Genomic DNA, 17237 nt, shown 5'->3' with positions numbered 1-17237 from the left:
CCCCCCCCCCCCCCCCCCCCCCCCCCCCGCCCCGCGGTACGCGCGACCAGCTCCGCCGGTGCGCTGTCGCGTCCGCTTTCTCAAGCGGTTACGCCCGGTCCCGCCCGGAGCGGTTCCCCTCCGTCATGTCGCGGACCGCTCCGCCGCGTCGCCGACGGCCCTGCTCAAACGCTTGTGAAACCGTTTTGTTCCGGCGCTCCTCAAGCCGTTCCGGTCAGGCGCGGCAGTGCGGAGACCGCGGCGGCGGGGGCCTGCTCCGCCGGCTTCGCGTGCGCGGCCGACGCGGCCCGCGACCGCAGCCGGTTGCTGACCGCCTCGTCCAGCGTCACCGGGCGCTGCATCTGCGAAGCGAGCCGCCCGGCCTCCTGGCCGAGTCGTGCCACGTCCTCCCAGGGCAGCCGGATCACCAGCGAGAGCTCCGCCTCGCCGTCGGGCGTGGCGTGCATCGCGGGGGTAACTCGGTCGTTCATCGCTGTTCCTCACGTCGTCCCCGCGACCCGCCTTCCTCGTGCCGCGAGCGGTTGCCGGTTCATACGCACTGCTGGGAAGCGGCGTTCACCGATTCGCCGAACGGATCGGGGGCACTACTTCCTTGTGGTCATCCCCGTGCATGACGTGAACCCCGTGCGCCGCACCCCGGTGGTGACGTACGCGCTGATCGCCGCGAACGTCCTCGTGTTCCTGTACATGCCGGGCCTGTCCGGCTCCGTGGCGGGCGACAGCAGCCTGGCGCAGACGTGCCATCTGCATGCCTTCCTCGATCACTGGGCGGCCGTGCCGCGCGAGTTGATCGACCATCAGTTTCCGCAGCTCGTCCCCACCGGCGAGGTGCGGGGCGCATCCTGCCAGCTGGGGCCGCCTGACTACGCCAAGTCGCCGGCGCTGAGCGTGCTGACGGCGATGTTCCTGCACGGCGGCTGGCTGCATCTGCTGGGCAACATGCTGTTTCTGCTGATTTTCGGCAACAACATCGAGGACCGTATGGGGCACGTCCGCTTCGCGGTCTTCTACGTCGTGTGCGGCTATGCCGCCTCGTACGGCTTCGCTCTGGTCAACGCCGACTCCACGGATCCGCTGATCGGAGCGTCGGGCGCGATCGCCGGCGTGCTGGGCGCCTATCTGGTGCTCTATCCGAAGGCCCGGGTGTGGGTTCTGGTGCCGTTCCTGGTGTTCCTGCCGCTGCGTCTGCCGGCCTGGCTGGTGCTGGGCTTCTGGTTCGGGCTGCAGGCGGTGTACTCCTCGGGCGAGGGCGTCTCGGGCGCCGGGACCGTGGCGTACGCGGCGCACGTCGTCGGCTTCCTCGCGGGCATGCTGCTCGCCTGGCCGCTCAAGCCCGGTACGCCGGCGCCGCCGGAGCCGCGCGGCCTGCTGTTCGGCAGGCGGGCGCGTCCCCGGCACACCTGGTGAGTCAGCGGGCCGTCCGCGTGTGGACGTACTCCACGAGCCGGGTCAGCGCGTCCGGGTCGGTGGAGGGCATGACGCCGTGGCCCAGGTTGAAGACATGGCCCTCGAGTCCGGCGGCCGCGTCCAGGACCTCACGGGCCTTGGCCTCGACGGCCTCGGCGCCGGCGAACAGGACCGTGGGGTCGAGGTTGCCCTGGAGCGCCTTGCCGGGGCCGACCCGGCGGGCGGCCTCGTCGAGCGGGACGCGCCAGTCGACGCCGACGACGTCCGCCCCGGCCTCGCCCATGAGCCGCAGCAGCTCACCGGTGCCCACCCCGAAGTGGATGCGCGGGACGCCGTAGCCCTCGACCGCGCGGAACACCTTCGCGGAGGCGGGCAGCACGGAGCGGCGGTAGTCCTCCGGGGCGAGCGCGCCGGCCCAGGAGTCGAAGAGCTGGACGGCGCTCGCGCCCGCCTCGATCTGCACCTTGAGGAAGGCCGCCGTGATCTCGGCGAGGCGGTCCAGCAGGTCGGCCCAGAGCTCGGGGTCGCCGTACATCATCGCCTTGGCGTTCTCGTACGTGCGCGACGGCCCGCCCTCGACGAGGTAGCTCGCGAGAGTGAAAGGGGCGCCCGCGAAACCGATCAGCGGGGTGGCGCCGAGCTCTGCCGTGAGCAGTCCGATGGCCTCGGTGACGTAGGAGACGTCGTCGGGGGTGAGGTCGCGCAGCTGGGCGAGGTCGGCGCGGGTGCGGATGGGGCGTTCGACGACCGGGCCGACGCCGGGCTTGATGTCGAGGTCGATGCCGATGGCCTTGAGGGGGACGACGATGTCGCTGAAGTAGATCGCCGCGTCCACGTCGTGCCGGCGCACCGGCTGCAGGGTGATCTCCGTGACCAGCTCGGGCCGCATGCAGGACTCGAGCATCGGGACGCCCTCGCGGACCTTGCGGTACTCCGGCAGCGAGCGTCCGGCCTGCCGCATGAACCACACGGGCGTGTGCGGCACGGGCTCACGCCTGCACGCCTTCATGAAGGCGCTGTCATGGGTCGCTGTCGGCTGCCGGCCCGCCGGGCTCTCGTTCGCACTCACGACGGCAAGTCTCGCACGGCGCCGGAGGCCGTGCGGCCGCCCCCTCGCCGCCCCGAGCCCGGCCCCCTCGCCGCGTGCGGGGTGCGTCGCGGGCGTGCGCGGTCCGTGCGCCTGTTCGCCCAGCGCGCACCCGTCCGCAGGCCCGGCGCGGGTGTCTTGCCCTGCGCGAAGGCCCCGTTCCCCTTAATCTTCCCCGCATGGCTGCGGCTCAGGGACGACTGTCGGACGACGCTGGCGGGATGGATGACGCGAACGAGGGGGACCAGGACGGGGGCAGGTCGGCTCCGTTGCCGTTCCGGTCCGCCGTCGACGGACTGAGAGCGGCCCGGCTGCGGCCGCAGATCGAGATCGAGCCGACGCCGGCGCCGAAGCGGCTCGCCCCGTTCGCCCACGCGCTGGAGGCGACGGTCGTGGACGGCGAGCAGGACCTCGCCGACGGCCGGCTGGTGCTGCTGCACGATCCGGCCGGGCACGACGCCTGGCGCGGAACGTTCCGCCTGGTGACCCTCGTGCGGGCGGAGCTGGAGCCGGAGATGGCCGCCGACCCGCTGCTGCCCGAGGTGTGCTGGTCGTGGCTGACCGGCGCGCTCCAGGCGCGCGGGCTGACGTACGGGGAGCCGAGCGGGACCGTCACGCGCGCGAGTTCGCACTATTTCGGAGGGCTGGCGGAGCGTCCGGCGGCCTCGCAGATCGAGATCCGGGCGTCCTGGACGCCTCGGGAGGGCCTCGGCGGAGTCCCGGACACCGGGGCGCATCTGTCGTCCTGGTGCGACCTGCTGGCGCAGGTGGCCGGGCTGCCGCCGGCCGGACCCGGCGACGCGTCCGTGGTGACCCTCCCGCAGCGCAGGGGGCCACACTCACGTTGACCATCTCTTTGTCGATACGGCCATTTTCGATCCCGTCTGACACCCACTTAAACCGACTCGATCTTCGGATGATCGATCGCGTGTCCGAATTGCACAGATTGTTACTCACTAGATCGTGATCATTCTCTAAAGGACCCCGGGTTCGCTGCCGAAGACGACTGTGACCTTGAAAGCACGGTTCGTCCCGGCTTCCTCCCCACGAGCCCCCACGAACCGGCTCCCGTCCCCCACCCAGGAGGCCTGGTGTCCGTTCTCCTCGAGCAGCCCGCAAGCCTGGTCGCCTACCGCCCGAACAAGCCCACCGCCATGGTGGTCGTGGCCGACCCGCGCGTCCGCTCCACCGTCACCCGTCACCTGTGGGCGCTCGGTGTGCGCGACGTCATCGAGGCCTCGTCCGTCGCGGAGGCTCGTCCCCGCATCGGCAACCCCCGCGACATCTGCGTCGCCGACGTCCACCTGCCCGACGGCTCCGGCCTCACCCTGCTGTCGGAGACCCGCGCCGCGGGCTGGCCCAACGGGCTCGCCCTCTCCGCCGCCGACGACATCGGCGCGGTGCGCAACGCGCTCGCCGGCGGCGTCAAGGGCTACGTGGTCACCGGCACCCGCACCAACCTCGGCCTGCCCGGCCGTCCCGGCGCCGCCCCCATGGGCTCCGCCGCCCGTATGCACCGCCGCCCCCCGGGTGCCCCGAGCCACCCGGGCGGCTACCGCGAGCTCTCCGGCCGTGAGGTCGAGGTGCTGCGCCTGGTCGCCGAGGGTCAGTCGAACAAGGCCATCGGCGTCTCGATGGGCCTGTCCGCGCTGACCGTCAAGAGCCACCTCGCCCGCATCGCCCGCAAGCTCGGCACGGGCGACCGCGCCGGCATGGTCGCGGTGGCCCTGCGGACCGGCATCATCCACTGAGAGCCCACCCGGCCCAGGCGCCCCGGACTCCCCCACTGCCCCCGCGGTCCCCGCGGACCCCGCGCCCCCCAGAAGCGCCACTCCGTCCCCACCGGCCCCTCGCATCTCCCCGCCGTTCCCCGGCCTGACCGGATTACGACCCTGCGCAGCCCGCCGACGGAACGTTCCGTCGGCGGGCTGCGTCGATACACAGATACCCTTGACAGGTGACCGACGCCCAAGAAACCGCAGCAGCCAGTTCACTGCGAACCACCGGAGGCGCCCCTCCGGACGAAGGCGGATCCACTGCTTCCGGGGCGCCGACACCTCTGCTCGAGCCACGCGAGGGCATCCCTCCCGTGATCGCCGACGAGGCCTCCCTCGCCGCGGCCGTCGCCGCCTTCGCCGCGGGCTCCGGCCCGGTCGCCGTCGACGCCGAACGCGCTTCCGGCTACCGCTACGGACAGCGCGCCTATCTGGTGCAGCTGCGCCGCGAGGGTGCCGGCAGCGCGCTGATCGACCCGGTGGCCTGCCCCGACCTCTCCGCGCTCGGCGCGGCGCTGTCCGACGCCGAGTGGGTGCTGCACGCGGCAACCCAGGACCTGCCGTGCCTGCGGGAGATAGGCATGGTGCCGACGCGGCTGTTCGACACCGAGCTGGCCGGACGGCTCGCCGGGTTCCCGCGGGTCGGCCTCGGCGCGATGGTGGAGGGCGTACTGGGCTACGTCCTCGAGAAGGGTCACTCCGCGGTCGACTGGTCGACCCGGCCGCTGCCCGAGCCCTGGCTGCGCTACGCGGCCCTCGACGTGGAGCTCCTGGTCGACCTGCGCGACGCGCTGGAGAAGGAGCTGGACCGGCAGGGCAAGCTCGACTGGGCCCACCAGGAGTTCCACGCGATCGCCTCCGCCCCGCCGCCCGAGCCCCGCAAGGACCCCTGGCGCCGCACGTCCGGCATGCACAAGGTGCGCCGCCGCCGGCAGCTGGGCGTCGTACGGGAGCTGTGGGAGACCCGGGACCGGATCGCACGGCGGCGCGACGTGTCCCCGGGCAAGGTGCTGTCGGACGCGGCCATCGTGGAGGCCGCGCTCTCCCTTCCCGCGAACGCGCACGCGCTGGCCGCGCTGGCCGGATTCGGGCACCGGATGGGGCGGCGGCAGCTGGAGCAGTGGCAGGCGGCGGTCGACCGGGCGAAGGCGCTGAGCGAGGCGCAGCTCCCCCAGCCGGGGCAGCCGGTGACGGGGCCGCCGCCGCCGCGTGCCTGGGCCGACAAGGACCCCGCGGCCGCAGCGCGGCTCAGCGCGGCCAGGTCGGCGGTCTCGGCGCTCGCCGAGGAGCTGAACATGCCGCAGGAGAACCTCATCGCGCCGGACGCGGTGCGGCGGGTGTGCTGGGAGCCCCCGGCGGCGGACCCGGAAGCGGTGACGACGGCGCTCACCGGGTACGGAGCGCGTCCCTGGCAGGTGGAGCAGGTCGCGCCGGTGCTGGCCGCGGCGCTGTCGGACAAGGGCGAGTGACCGCGACGGCGCCCTGCGCGCCACGGCGGTCGCACGGCGGCCGGCACGGCCGCCCGTCCCGCGGCCGGGTCACCTCGTCGCTCCTCTCATGAAACCGTTGTAGATGTATTTCTGGAGGGCGAGGAAGACGATCAGGGTCGGCAGGATGACGAGCACCGCTCCTGCCGAGATCGTTTCCCAGTGCGCGGCATAGGGGCCCTTGAAGCGGAACAACGACGTCGAGATCACGCCAAGATCTTGTGACGGCATATAGAGGAAAGGGATGTAGAAGTCGTTGTAGACGGCGATTCCCTTCACGATCACGACCGTCGCGATCGCCGGTTTCAGCAACGGAAAGATGATCTTGCGGTAGATCGTGAACGCGTTGGCGCCGTCGAGACGGGCCGCCTCGTCCAGGGAGATCGGGATCGATCGCACGAACTGCAGGAAAATGTAGATCGAAACGATGTCCGTGCCCATGTAGAGCGCGATCGGCGCCCAGCGGGTGTCGAACATGCCGAGGCTGTGGACGATCTGGAACGTGGCGACCTGGGTGGTCACCCCGGGGACCAGGGCGGCGACCAGGAACAGGGCGACCACCAGTTTCCGGAAACGGAAGGTGAAACGGTCGATCGCATACGCCGTCATCGAACCGATGAGAACGGTTCCGCCGACGGAGACCAGCAGAATGAAAGCGGTGTTGCCGAACGCCGTGAGCATCCCGCCGTCCCGGAACGCCGTCACGTAGTTGTCGAAGTTGAGCGGGTCGTCCGGGAGCGTGAGCGCTCCGCTGCCGGCCGCCGTCTCGTTCTCGGTCTTCAGGGACGTCAGGACGACGACGCCCAACGGGAGCAGCACCACCAGCGTCGCGCCGATCAGCGACAGGTACACGAGGGTGCGGGCTACGGCTCGGCGCGTCATACGAGGTCCACCCTGTCGTCGGGGACGAGGCGTCGCTGCACCCAGGTGACCAGCAGGATGATCAGCAACAGCACCACGGCCGCCGCCGAGGCGAGCCCCGTCTTGTTGAACTGGAAGGCCAGCTTCACGGTCTGGATCACGAAGGTCTCGGTGCCGGTCGCCCCGCCGGTCATGATGTACGGGATCTCGAATGCCGACAGGGAGCCGGAGACGGAGAGGATCACCGTCAGGGTCAGCACCGGCTTGATGCCGGGGAGGATGACATAGCGGAACTGGTGCCACCGGCTCGCGCCGTCCAGTTCGGCCGCCTCGTACAGCTCCCCCGGGATGGACTGGATCGCGCCGAGGAACAGCACGAAGTTCATGCCGAGGTAGCGCCAGATCGAGACGCCGGCGAGCGAGACGTTCGCCGACTCGGGCGTGCCCAGCCAGGCGCGGTCGGTGTGGTGGCCGAAGAGGCCCAGCACCGTGTCGAGGGTCCCGCCGTCCTGGAAGAAGTAGAGGAAGACGAAACCGATCGCCACGCCGTTCACCAGGGACGGGAAGAAGAGCACGCCCTTGAAGAAGTTCCGGAAACGGATGCTGAAACTCAGCACGGTCGCGAAGTACAGCGCGGCCACGATCTGGAGCACCGAGGCGGCCAGGTAGTAACCGCTCACCCAGAACACCTGGAAGAGGTCCTCACGGGTGAAGATCTCCGCGTAGTTCTCCGCGCCGGTGTAGTGCAGCTCGGGACTGACGCCGTCCCAGTCGGTGAAGCTGTAGGCGACCATGTTGGCGATCGGCGCGTACGTGAACGTGATCAGCAGGGCGAGCGGAGCGAGCAGGAACAGCCAGGGGGTCAGCAGCCGCCAGGTGCGCGTCCGGCGCGGCGCCGGCGGCGGAGCGGCGCTCCCCGAGGCCGGCGCCACAGCCGCGGCGGGGACCTTCCCGGCGCCCCGCGCCGGGGCGTGGGTGCCCATGTGCGTCATCGGTCGCCCACGTTCGCCTGAGTCTCGGTCCACTTCCTGCCGAGCCCGGAGAGGAAATCGTCCAGACTGCCCTTCTTCGCGCCGCGCGCGAGGTCCACCAGATCCTGGCGGTACTCGGGCTTGAAGATGCCGACCTCGGACTGGTCGTCGATCAGCTTGACCTTCGCGCCCGCGGAGTCGTCCAGCTCGATGAGCTTGACGCCCGCCTCCTCGTAGGGCTTCAGCACCGTGGGCATGGCCGCGTCCTTGAGCGGGGAGATGGCGAGGTTGTCCTTGTCGTAGCCGGACTTGTCGGTGAACCAGTCGATCCAGGCGCGGGCCGCCTCCTTGTGCTTCGAGTGCACGTTGACGGCCTGGTTGTAGTCGGGCCCGACGGTCGCGCAGTACGCCCCGTCCGTCTGCGCGGGGAACGGCATGAAACCGATGTCGTCCGGGTTCACGCCGGCCTTCTTCGCGGCGTCCTGGAACTGGATGATCGCCCAGGTGCCGAGCCACTGCGTGGCGATCTCGCCCTTGGCCGTGCGGGGCTTGGACTCCTCCCAGTTGCTGGTGGTCGGGTCCTTCTCGGCGAGGCCCTGCTTCACGATGTCGTACAGGAGCGTGTCGCCGATGCGCAGGTCGGAGCCCTGCGCCCACGGGTCGCCCTCGGCCAGCTTCGAGGTCGCCTGCGGGTCGCAGTGCACCGCGCCGTCGACGTAGGTCCACGAGGTAAGCGGCCACTGCGCGGCGAAGTTGGTGTAGTACGGCACCGCGTCGGTCTTCGCCTTGATCGCCTTGAGGCCGGCGAGGAACTCGGCCGGCGTGGTGGGCCATGCGGTGACCCCGGCCTCCTTCCAGATCCGCTTGTTGTAGACGAAGCCGGGCATCACGCCCACCGGGCTCTGGCCGTAGACCTTGCCGCCGACGGTGGTGAAGTCGGTGAACCGGTATTTCTTGCTGCGCTCGGCGGCGGTGCCGAGCGAGGCGAAGAACTTCGGGTAGTCGTTCTTCTTGATGACGGCGGGGATCAGCAGGACGTCTCCGTAGTCGTCCGTGTTCATGCGGATCTTGATCTCGGCCTCGTAGTTGGTGAGGGCCTGGAACTCCACCTTGACCTTGGGATAGGTCTTGTTGAACTCGGCGGCGTACTTCTTCATCGTGCCGTCCTGCACGAGGTCGGTCCGCACGGTGAGGACCGTGATGGATCCGCTGACCTTGGCCGGGTCGTCGGGCGCGTTGGCGTCCGCGCCTTTCGTGCTGGCTCCGGTGCCGGTGCACCCGGGGAGCAGCAGGGCGGCCGCGGCGGTCGTGGCGAGGACGTGGATGGTACGGCGGTTCATGTGCATCACTTCCGTTCGTGGGGACGGATGAGCACGTGCGGGGTGGGGCGAGCAGAGTGGGTTGGCTGATTCGGCACTCTGACAGCGCTTTCTCAACCGGTAAAGTCAGATTCCCGCCAACGAGGAAGAAACCGCGTTCAATTGTGGGCTTGACCGGTTTAGGGAGTGCGCATGCTGGAGGCATCACCACTCGACGACGGATGGCAGTTGCGGCACGAGGGCAGGACATTGCCGGCCGTGGTGCCGGGCTGTGTGCACACCGATCTGCTCGCCGCCGGGGTGATCCCGGACCCGTTCCTCGGGCGGGCCGAGACCGAGGTCGCGTGGGTGGGCCGGCGGGAGTGGACGTACGAGACGCAGTTGCCGGCGGTGCGGTCCGGGCACGAGCAGACCGACCTGGTCTTCGACGGGCTCGACACGGTCGCCGAGATCACCGTGGACGGTCGTCTCCTCGGCCGCGTGCGGAACATGCACCGCGCGTACCGCTTCGACGTGACGGGGCTCGGCGGTCCGCTGACCGTCCGGTTCGTCTCCGCCTACGCCGAGGCGGAGGCCGTGCGCGGGAAGGTGGGCGACCGGCCCGGCGCCTACCCGGAGCCGTACCAGTACCTGCGCAAGATGGCCTGCTCGTTCGGCTGGGACTGGGGGCCCACGTTGGTGACCGCCGGGATCTGGCGGCCGGTGCGGCTGGAACGCTGGTCGACGGCGCGGCTCGCCCGGGTGCGCCCGCTGGTGACGGTCGAAGGGGGGGTCGGCGTCGTCGAGTTGCGGGTGGACGTGGAGCGGACTCGGGTGGAGGCGGGGCTGGTGCTGGAAGCCCGGGTGGGGGGACGGCGGGCGCGTGCCGAGGTGATGGGCACGCACGGCGTCGTGCGGCTGGAGGTTCCGGACCCGGAGCTGTGGTGGCCCCGCGGGTACGGCGAACAGGTCTTGCACGACCTCGAACTGACGCTGCATCACGGCAGTGCGCCGCTCGACGTCTGGCGGCGGCGGATCGGCTTTCGCAGCGTCGGGCTGGACACCTCCGCCGATGCGCACGGCAGCGGGTTCACCCTCGTGGTCAACGGGGAGCGGCTCTTCGCGCGGGGTGTGAACTGGATCCCGGACGACGTGTTTGTCTCCCGGGTGACCCGGAAGCGTTACCGGAAGCGGTTGCGACAGGCTGCCGACGCGGGGGTCGACCTGGTCCGGGTGTGGGGCGGCGGCATCTACGAGAGCGAGGACTTCTACGACGCCTGCGACGAGCTGGGGCTGCTGGTCTGGCAGGACTTCCCGTTCGCGTGCGCCGCCTACCCCGAGGAGCAGCCGTTGCGGGGGGAGGTGGAGGCGGAGGCACGCGAGAACGTCGTACGGCTGATGCCGCATCCCTCGCTCGTGCTGTGGAACGGCAACAATGAGAACCTGTGGGGTTTCCGGGACTGGGGCTGGGAGGAGCGCCTCGGCGGGGACTCCTGGGGTGAGGGCTACTACCTGGGGATGCTCCCCAGAGTCGTCGGCGAGCTGGATCCGACGCGGCCGTACACGGCGGGGAGCCCGTGGTCGGGGTCGTGGGAGCGCCATCCGAACGATCCGGCGCACGGCACGCACCACTCGTGGGAGGTGTGGAACCGGCAGGACTACGCCGAGTACCGCAGTGAAGTGCCGCGTTTCGTGGCCGAGTTCGGCTGGCAGGCCCCGCCGGCCCACGCCACGCTGCGGCGGGCGCTGCCGGACGAGGAGCTGGCGGCGGACTCCCCCGGCATGCTGCACCACCAGAAGGCGGAGGACGGCAACGGCAAGCTGGAGCGCGGGCTCGCCCGCCATTTCCCTTCTCCGCAGGGCGACTTCGACCGGTGGCACTACCTCACGCAGGTCAACCAGGCGAGGGCGGTGGCGACCGGGATCGAGCACTGGCGGTCGCACTGGCCGGTGTGCGCGGGCACGATCGTCTGGCAGCTCAACGACTGCTGGCCGGTGACGTCCTGGGCGGCGATCGACGGGGACGGGCGGGAGAAGCCGCTCTACCACGAGCTGCGGCGGCTGTACGCGGACCGGTTGCTCACGTTGCAGGTGCGGGACGGGCGGCTCGTGTCGGCCGCCGTCAACCAGTCGGCCGACCCGTGGACGGGCCCGCTGTCGCTGCGGAAGCTGACCGTGGAGGGGGACGTCGTCGGTACCGCGACGCTGGAACTGGCCGTCGGCGCGCGGTCGGTGGGGGTGGCGCCGGTGCCGGTGGAGCTGGTGCCGGCCGGGGCGAAGGAGTTCCTGGTGGCCGACGCGGGGGGACTCCCCGCCCCGGACGCGTCCGGGGGCGCGGGAGAGGTCGCGGGCGGGGGCCGGCTGCGGGCCGTGCACTTCCCGGTCGCCGACCGTGACATCGCCCTTGTGCGGCCCGAGTTCGCGGTGGAGGTGACCGCGGGAGCCGTCACCGTCACGGCGCGCACCCTCGTGCGGGACCTGCTGCTCCAGGCCGACCGGCTGGACCCGGGGGCGCGGGCCGACCGGGGGCTCGTGACGCTGCTGCCCGGGGAGCAGGTGACGATCGGGGTCACGGGCTGGGAGACTCCGGACGCCGCCGCCGCCCGGGCCGCGCTGTACTGCCAGGAGCCCGCTCCATGACGGCGTCCCCCGCCCCCCGCGTCACCATCAAGGACGTCGCCGCGCGCGCGGGCGTGTCCAAGGGGGCGGTGTCGCTCGCCTTCAACCGCAAGCCGGGGCTGTCGGAGGCGACCCGGGACCGGATCTTCACCGCGGCGCGGGAGCTGGGCTGGGAGCCGAACCTGACGGCCCGCTCGCTGTCGAGTTCGCGGGTTGACGTGGTGGGACTCGCGATCTGCCGGCCGGCCCGGATGCTGGGCCTCGAGCCGTTCTACATGGACTTCGTCTCCGGGGTGGAGAGCGTGCTGAGCGAGCACTCCTGCTCGCTGCTGCTGCGGCTGGTGCGCAGCGTCGAGGAGGAGGCGGTGCTCCAGGAGTCGTGGTGGCGGGGCCGTCAGGTCGGCGGGTCGATCCTGGTGGACTTCGGGGCGGACGATCCGCGGGTGGCGGCGGTCGGGCGGCTCGGGATGCCGGTGGTCGCCGTCGGGCATCCGTCGCTGACCGGGGGTCTGACCTCGGTGTGGACCGACGACGCGACGGCCGTGACGGAGGCGGTGCGCTATCTCGCGGCGCTCGGGCACCGGCGGATCGCCCGGGTCGGGGGTGCGGCCTCGCTCGGGCACACGGTGATGCGGACGGCCGCGTTCGACGCGGCGGCGCGCCGTCTCGGGCTGGCCGGAGCCTGGCAGGTCGCGACGGACTACTCCGGGGAGGCGGGGGCGCGGGCCACCCGGTCGATGCTGACCGCCGCCGCGTCGGACCGCCCCACCGCAATCGTTTACGACAACGACATCATGGCGGTGGCGGGGCTGGCGGTGGCGGCCGAGATGGGGCTCGCCGTGCCGGGTGACGTCTCCCTGCTCGCCTGGGACGACTCGCAGTTGTGCCGGCTCACCCATCCGACGCTCTCCGCGATGAGCCACGACGTGCACGGATTCGGCGCGGAGGCCGCGCGGACGCTGTTCGGGGTGCTCACGGGGTCGGATCCGGGGTCGCATCCGGTGCCGACGCCGGTGCTCACGCCGAGGGGGTCGACGGCCCCGCCGCGGGCCTGAACCGGCGTGATCGCGCAGACTCGTCGGGTGTGACGTTCGCCGCTCCTCCCGGCAGGGGTGTGCAGCTACGTTACCCACAAGTAGCATGGGCCCTGAGCGCGTGCTCAGCGCTTGCGTGTCGCAGCAGTGCCACCCCGCACCCTGGAGGAGAGCCATCGTGCCTCGTACCGTCAGGGACGTCGTCTTCGTAGACGGCGTCCGTACCCCGTTCGGCAAGGCGGGCCCGAAGGGCATCTACCACGAGACCCGCGCCGACGACCTCGTCGTCAAGGCGATCCGGGAGCTGCTGCGCCGCAACCCCGGCCTGGACCCCGCGAAGATCGACGAGGTCGCCATCGCCGCGACCACGCAGATCGGCGACCAGGGCCTGACCCTCGGCCGCACCGCCGGCATCCTGGCCGGTCTGCCGACCTCGGTCCCCGGCTACTCCATCGACCGCATGTGCGCGGGCGCCCTGACGGCCGTCACCTCGGTCGCCGGCTCGGTGGCCTTCGGCGCGTACGACGTCGCCGTCGCGGGCGGTGTCGAGCACATGGGCCGCCACCCGATGGGCGAGGGCGTGGACCCGAACCCGCGGTTCGTCAGCGAGAAGCTGGTCGACGAGTCCGCCCTGTTCATGGGCATGACCGCGGAGAACCTGCACGACCGCTACCCCCAGATCACCAAGCAGCGCGCCGACGAGTACGCGGTGCGCTCGCAGGAGAAGGCCGCCAAGGCGTACGCCAACGGCAAGATCCAGGCCGACCTGGTGCCGGTCTCGGTGCGCCGCACCAACCCGGAGGCCGGTGAGACGGGCTGGGGCCTGGTCACCGCCGACGAGCCGATGCGCCCGGGGACCACGCTGGAGAACCTCTCCGGCCTCAAGACCCCCTTCCGTGTGCACGGCCGGGTCACCGCCGGAAACGCGGCCGGTCTGAACGACGGCGCAACCGCTTCCCTGATCGCTTCCGAGGACTTCGCGCGCGAGAACGGCCTGCCGGTCAAGATGCGTCTCGTGGCGTACTCCTTCGCGGGCGTCGAGCCGGAGGTCATGGGTTACGGCCCGATCCCGGCCACGGAGAAGGCGCTCGCACAGGCGGGTCTGTCCATCTCCGACATCGGTCTGTTCGAGATCAACGAGGCCTTCGCCGTCCAGGTGCTGGCCTTCCTCGACCACTACGGCATCGCCGACGACGACGAGCGCGTCAACCAGTACGGCGGCGCGATCGCCTTCGGCCACCCGCTCGCCTCCTCCGGCGTCCGTCTGATGACGCAGCTGGCCCGCCAGTTCGAGGAGCAGCCCGGCGTCCGCTACGGCCTGACCACGATGTGCGTCGGCTTCGGCATGGGCGCGACGGTCATCTGGGAGAACCCGCACTTCGACGGAGGCGACAAGTGAGCACCACCACCGCTGAGCTTCTGAAGGGCGCGGCCGAGCTGTTCCCGGACGAGGTCGTCACGCAGGCGCACGTACGCCACTTGGACCTGCCGTTCGGCGCGGGGCGCTTCGCCCTGATCACGCTGGACAACGGTTTCGACCACACCAAGCCGACCACCTTCGGCCCGCAGTCCCTCGCCAACCTCGACCTCGCGATCGACCAGGTCGAGAAAGAGGCCGCCGCGGGTGAGATCGTCGGCGTCGGCGTCACCGGCAAGCCGTTCATCTTCGCCGTCGGCGCGGACCTCAAGGGCGTCGAGCTCCTCAAGGAGCACAAGGACGCGCTCGCCATCGGCAAGGGGGGCCACGAGGTCTTCAAGCGCTTCGCGGGTCTCGCGGTCCCGACCTTCGCCTACTACAACGGTGCGGCGATGGGCGGCGGCGTCGAGGTCGGTCTGCACTGCCGGTACCGCACCGTGTCGGCGGCGCTGCCCGCGTTCTCGCTGCCCGAGGTCTTCCTCGGTCTGGTCCCCGGCTGGGGCGGCTGCACCCTGCTGCCGAACCTGATCGGCGCGGACAAGGCCGTCTCGGTGATCATCGAGAACTCGCTCAACCAGAACAAGCAGCTCAAGGGCGTGCAGGTCTACGAACTGGGCATCGCCGACGCCCTGTTCGAGGGCGCCGACTTCCTGGAGCAGTCGCTGATCTGGACGGCGTCCGTCCTCAAGGGCGAGATCGTCGTCGACCGCCCGGTGATCGACCGCGGCGAGGCCTGGGACCAGGCCGTCGCGCGCGGCCGGTTCGTCGCGGACAGCAAGGTGCACGGCGCCGCCCCGGCCGCCTACCGTGCGCTGGACATCATCGCCGCCGCCAAGAACGGCGACCTCCAGCAGGGCTACGACGCCGAGGACGTCGCGCTCGCCGACCTGATCATGGGCGGCGAACTGCGCTCCGGCATCTACGCGTTCAACCTGGTGCAGAAGCGCGGCAAGCGTCCGGCCGGCGCCCCGGACAAGTCCCTGGCCCGTCCGGTCACCAAGGTCGGCGTGGTGGGCGCGGGCCTGATGGCCTCGCAGCTCGCGCTGCTGTTCCTGCGCCGCCTGGAGGTGCCGGTCGTGCTGACCGACATCGACCAGGAGCGCGTCGACAAGGGCGTGGGCTACGTCCACGCCGAGATCGACAAGCTGCTCGCCAAGGGCCGTGTCAACCAGGACAAGGCCAACCGCCTCAAGGCCCTGGTGTCCGGTGTGCTGGACAAGGCCGAGGGCTTCTCCGACGCGGACTTCGTCATCGAGGCCGTGTTCGAGGAGATCGGTGTCAAGCAGCAGGTGTTCGCGGAGGTCGAGGCGGTCGCCCCGGCGCACGCCGTCTTCGCGACGAACACCTCCTCGCTGTCGGTCTCCGAGATGGCGTCGAAGCTGAAGAACCCCGAGCGGGTCGTGGGCTTCCACTTCTTCAACCCGGTCGCGATCCTGCCGCTGCTGGAGATCGTCCGCGGTGAGCAGACCGACGACGCCTCGCTGGCCACGGCCTTCGCCGTCGCCAAGAAGCTGCGGAAGACGGCGGTTCTGGTGAAGGACGCCCCGGCGTTCGTCGTGAACCGCATTCTCACCCGTTTCATGGGCGAGGTGCAGAACGTCATCGACGAGGGCACCCCCGTCGAGGTCACCGAGAAGGCGGTGGAACCGCTCGGCCTGCCGATGTCCCCGCTGGTGCTGCTCGAGCTGGTCGGCCCCGCGATCGGTCTGCACGTCTCGGAAACGCTCAACCGCGCGTTCCCGGACCGTTTCACGGTGTCCCCGAACCTCGCGGCCGTCGTCAAGGCGGGCAAGCGCGGCTTCTACGTCTACGACAGCGGCAAGCCGGAGCTGGACCCGGAGGTCTCGGCGCTCCTGCAGCAGGGCGACAGCGTCCTGACCGAGGAGCAGGTGCTGGCCCGCGTCCTGGACGCGGTGGCACAGGAGATCGGGCTCATGCTCGACGAGGGCGTCGTCGCCGAGGCCCAGGACGTCGACCTCTGCCTCATCACCGGCGCCGGCTGGCCCTTCCACCTGGGCGGCATCACGCCGTACCTGGACCGCGCGGGCGTCTCCGAGCGGGTGAACGGCAAGAAGTTCCTGGCGCCGGGTGTCGCGTCGGTGCCGGCGTAACGGTTACCGAAAGAGGTGCCGTAAGAGTTGTTGCGGCGTAACCGTCGTAACGGCTTACGACCCGTCACCGGGCTCCGGAGGCCGGGCTCCGGGCTCCGGGCTCCGGGCTCCGGGGGCAGGGCGTGGTTGCAACGGCAGTAACGGCAGTAACGGCAGTAATTGTAGAAACGGCTTACGACCTGTCACCGGTTCCCGGGGCAGGGCGAAGTGAAGAGGGCCTCCGCTCACGGCGGAGGCCCTCTGCCGTCGGGCCGTCGCCCTGACGAACGGCGGCCCGAGCGGGTGGGTCGCTGCCGGCCGAGCCTGCCGCGGCGAATCCCGCGCTCGATCCCGGAGCCATGGTTCACCGAGCTGTCCGCGGCTCCGCCCTCCCACCGCGAGCGGGTCTCGCCCGCCTGCTGGTTCTCCACCGGGCTGCGGGCTTCGCCACTGATCGGCATGCGTCAGCGCCATGCCGGCCCCGGCCGGCAGTCGCTTGTCCGAGCCGGCTGTTCGCCGTCATGCGGTCGAGGCGTTCGACAGCGAACCCGGTCGTCGAGGCCCCCGGGTCAGTGAACCTCGTCGTTCTTCGGCCCGGTCTCCCTGTCTTTCGCCGGAGTTCCTTCCGGGGTGAACGAGCGGTGGAAGGTGAACGCGTGCGGTGCGGAGCCGTGGTCGTGGAGGTGCTCCAGTCTGGAAACCCCGTCCCGCCAGATGGGCATCACGCCGTCGGGGACCCACCAGAACACGTGATTCGGGTGCTCTGTCCTCTCGAACCAGTCGTAACGCCTGTTCAGCGCGTCACGGTGCTGACCGGTGTAGACGGCGTCGAAGGCGGATCGCAGGTCGGTCCAGAGTGAGAGGGTCGCGGCCAGGGCGGTGGTCTCCCGCGTCCGGCCTTTGCTGTACCAATTCGGTACGGCGAACTCTCCCCATGCACCCCAGTCCGCCTCGAAGAGTGTGCCGCGGTCAGCGTCTGCCGCTTCGGCATGCCCGAGGTACCCGGGGTGCCGGCCGATCTTCCGGTAGACGGCCTCACCGATGTCGTAGAACTCGCGGGTGAGAGGTGCGGGTTCGGCGAGAGGTGACTTCAGGACGCCGAATGTGTACAGCGCAAGACTGGGCATGCGTCTCTCCCTGGTCGGGGGCCTGGTGTGGATCCGGTTCGGTGGCTTACGCATGGGGCGAGGA

14 protein-coding genes are annotated in these 17237 nt (G+C 70.7%); 8 read left to right on the top strand and 6 right to left on the bottom strand.

Features of this window, described 5'->3' with window-relative positions; genetic code table 11:
- Positions 1 to 200: 200 nt before the first annotated feature.
- The gene (locus ACN6LD_RS28335; RefSeq protein ID WP_319196191.1) at positions 201 to 470 is read right to left on the bottom strand and encodes a hypothetical protein; all 270 of its coding nucleotides are present in this window, start codon (positions 468 to 470) and stop codon (positions 201 to 203) included.
- Between the two features lie 124 nt (positions 471 to 594).
- Between ACN6LD_RS28335 and ACN6LD_RS28330 the strand changes: the two genes are divergently transcribed.
- A complete protein-coding gene (locus tag ACN6LD_RS28330) occupies positions 595 to 1407 on the top strand; it encodes a rhomboid family intramembrane serine protease (protein ID WP_319196193.1) in 813 nt (270 codons plus the stop codon).
- Between the two features lies 1 nt (position 1408).
- On the opposite strand, the gene hemE is transcribed toward ACN6LD_RS28330, so the two are convergent.
- Positions 1409 to 2476: a uroporphyrinogen decarboxylase gene (gene hemE / locus ACN6LD_RS28325; protein ID WP_445044684.1), complete on the bottom strand. Its 1068-nt coding sequence runs from the start codon at positions 2474 to 2476 to the stop codon at positions 1409 to 1411.
- Between the two features lie 239 nt (positions 2477 to 2715).
- Here hemE and ACN6LD_RS28320 point away from each other — a divergent pair, with 239 nt between their 5' ends.
- The 3 genes from ACN6LD_RS28320 (at position 2716) to ACN6LD_RS28310 (ending at position 5738) form a co-directional block, all read left to right on the top strand.
- Positions 2716 to 3342: a DUF3000 domain-containing protein gene (locus ACN6LD_RS28320; RefSeq protein ID WP_415924988.1), complete on the top strand. Its 627-nt coding sequence runs from the start codon at positions 2716 to 2718 to the stop codon at positions 3340 to 3342.
- 243 nt (positions 3343 to 3585) lie between these two features.
- Positions 3586 to 4245, top strand: coding sequence for a helix-turn-helix transcriptional regulator (locus tag ACN6LD_RS28315; RefSeq protein ID WP_057575736.1), 660 nt, complete (start codon positions 3586 to 3588; stop codon positions 4243 to 4245).
- Between the two features lie 206 nt (positions 4246 to 4451).
- On the top strand, positions 4452 to 5738 hold the full coding sequence (locus tag ACN6LD_RS28310; protein ID WP_319197663.1) for a ribonuclease D: 1287 nt from the start codon (positions 4452 to 4454) through the stop codon (positions 5736 to 5738).
- A gap of 69 nt (positions 5739 to 5807) precedes the next feature.
- On the opposite strand, the gene ACN6LD_RS28305 is transcribed toward ACN6LD_RS28310, so the two are convergent.
- The 3 genes from ACN6LD_RS28305 to ACN6LD_RS28295 are packed head-to-tail and all read right to left on the bottom strand — an operon-like array spanning position 5808 to position 8928.
- Entirely contained in the window at positions 5808 to 6638 is an 831-nt protein-coding gene (locus ACN6LD_RS28305) for a carbohydrate ABC transporter permease (RefSeq protein WP_319197661.1), read from the bottom strand.
- A complete protein-coding gene (locus ACN6LD_RS28300; RefSeq protein WP_445044683.1) occupies positions 6635 to 7609 on the bottom strand; it encodes a carbohydrate ABC transporter permease in 975 nt (324 codons plus the stop codon). The genes ACN6LD_RS28305 and ACN6LD_RS28300 overlap by 4 nt, the downstream gene beginning before the upstream one ends.
- Positions 7606 to 8928, bottom strand: a complete 1323-nt coding sequence (locus ACN6LD_RS28295; RefSeq protein WP_445044682.1) for an extracellular solute-binding protein — start codon at positions 8926 to 8928, stop codon at positions 7606 to 7608. Before ACN6LD_RS28295 ends, ACN6LD_RS28300 begins: the two co-directional genes overlap by 4 nt.
- Before the next feature lie 171 nt (positions 8929 to 9099).
- On the opposite strand from ACN6LD_RS28295, the gene ACN6LD_RS28290 reads away from it, so the two are divergent.
- From ACN6LD_RS28290 to ACN6LD_RS28275, 4 genes are all read left to right on the top strand, one after another.
- Positions 9100 to 11526: a glycoside hydrolase family 2 protein gene (locus ACN6LD_RS28290; RefSeq protein WP_445044681.1), complete on the top strand. Its 2427-nt coding sequence runs from the start codon at positions 9100 to 9102 to the stop codon at positions 11524 to 11526.
- Positions 11523 to 12560 carry a LacI family DNA-binding transcriptional regulator gene (locus ACN6LD_RS28285; protein WP_445044680.1) on the top strand — a complete coding sequence of 346 codons (1038 nt, stop codon included), beginning with the start codon at positions 11523 to 11525 and terminating at the stop codon, positions 12558 to 12560. Before ACN6LD_RS28290 ends, ACN6LD_RS28285 begins: the two co-directional genes overlap by 4 nt.
- 157 nt (positions 12561 to 12717) lie before the next feature.
- Positions 12718 to 13938 (top strand): thiolase family protein, encoded by a 1221-nt coding sequence (locus ACN6LD_RS28280; RefSeq protein ID WP_319197064.1) that lies wholly within the window; start codon positions 12718 to 12720, stop codon positions 13936 to 13938.
- Positions 13935 to 16067: a 3-hydroxyacyl-CoA dehydrogenase NAD-binding domain-containing protein gene (locus tag ACN6LD_RS28275; protein ID WP_445044679.1), complete on the top strand. Its 2133-nt coding sequence runs from the start codon at positions 13935 to 13937 to the stop codon at positions 16065 to 16067. The genes ACN6LD_RS28280 and ACN6LD_RS28275 overlap by 4 nt, the downstream gene beginning before the upstream one ends.
- Before the next feature lie 548 nt (positions 16068 to 16615).
- Here ACN6LD_RS28275 and ACN6LD_RS28270 read toward each other — a convergent pair.
- The gene (locus ACN6LD_RS28270) at positions 16616 to 17173 is read right to left on the bottom strand and encodes a DUF3291 domain-containing protein (protein WP_319197068.1); all 558 of its coding nucleotides are present in this window, start codon (positions 17171 to 17173) and stop codon (positions 16616 to 16618) included.
- Positions 17174 to 17237 lie beyond the last annotated feature (64 nt).

The organism is Streptomyces sp. SAS_272 (assembly GCF_052543235.1).
Note: the sequence above shows the minus strand (reverse complement) of the source record. Positions and strands in the feature narration are given on the sequence as shown.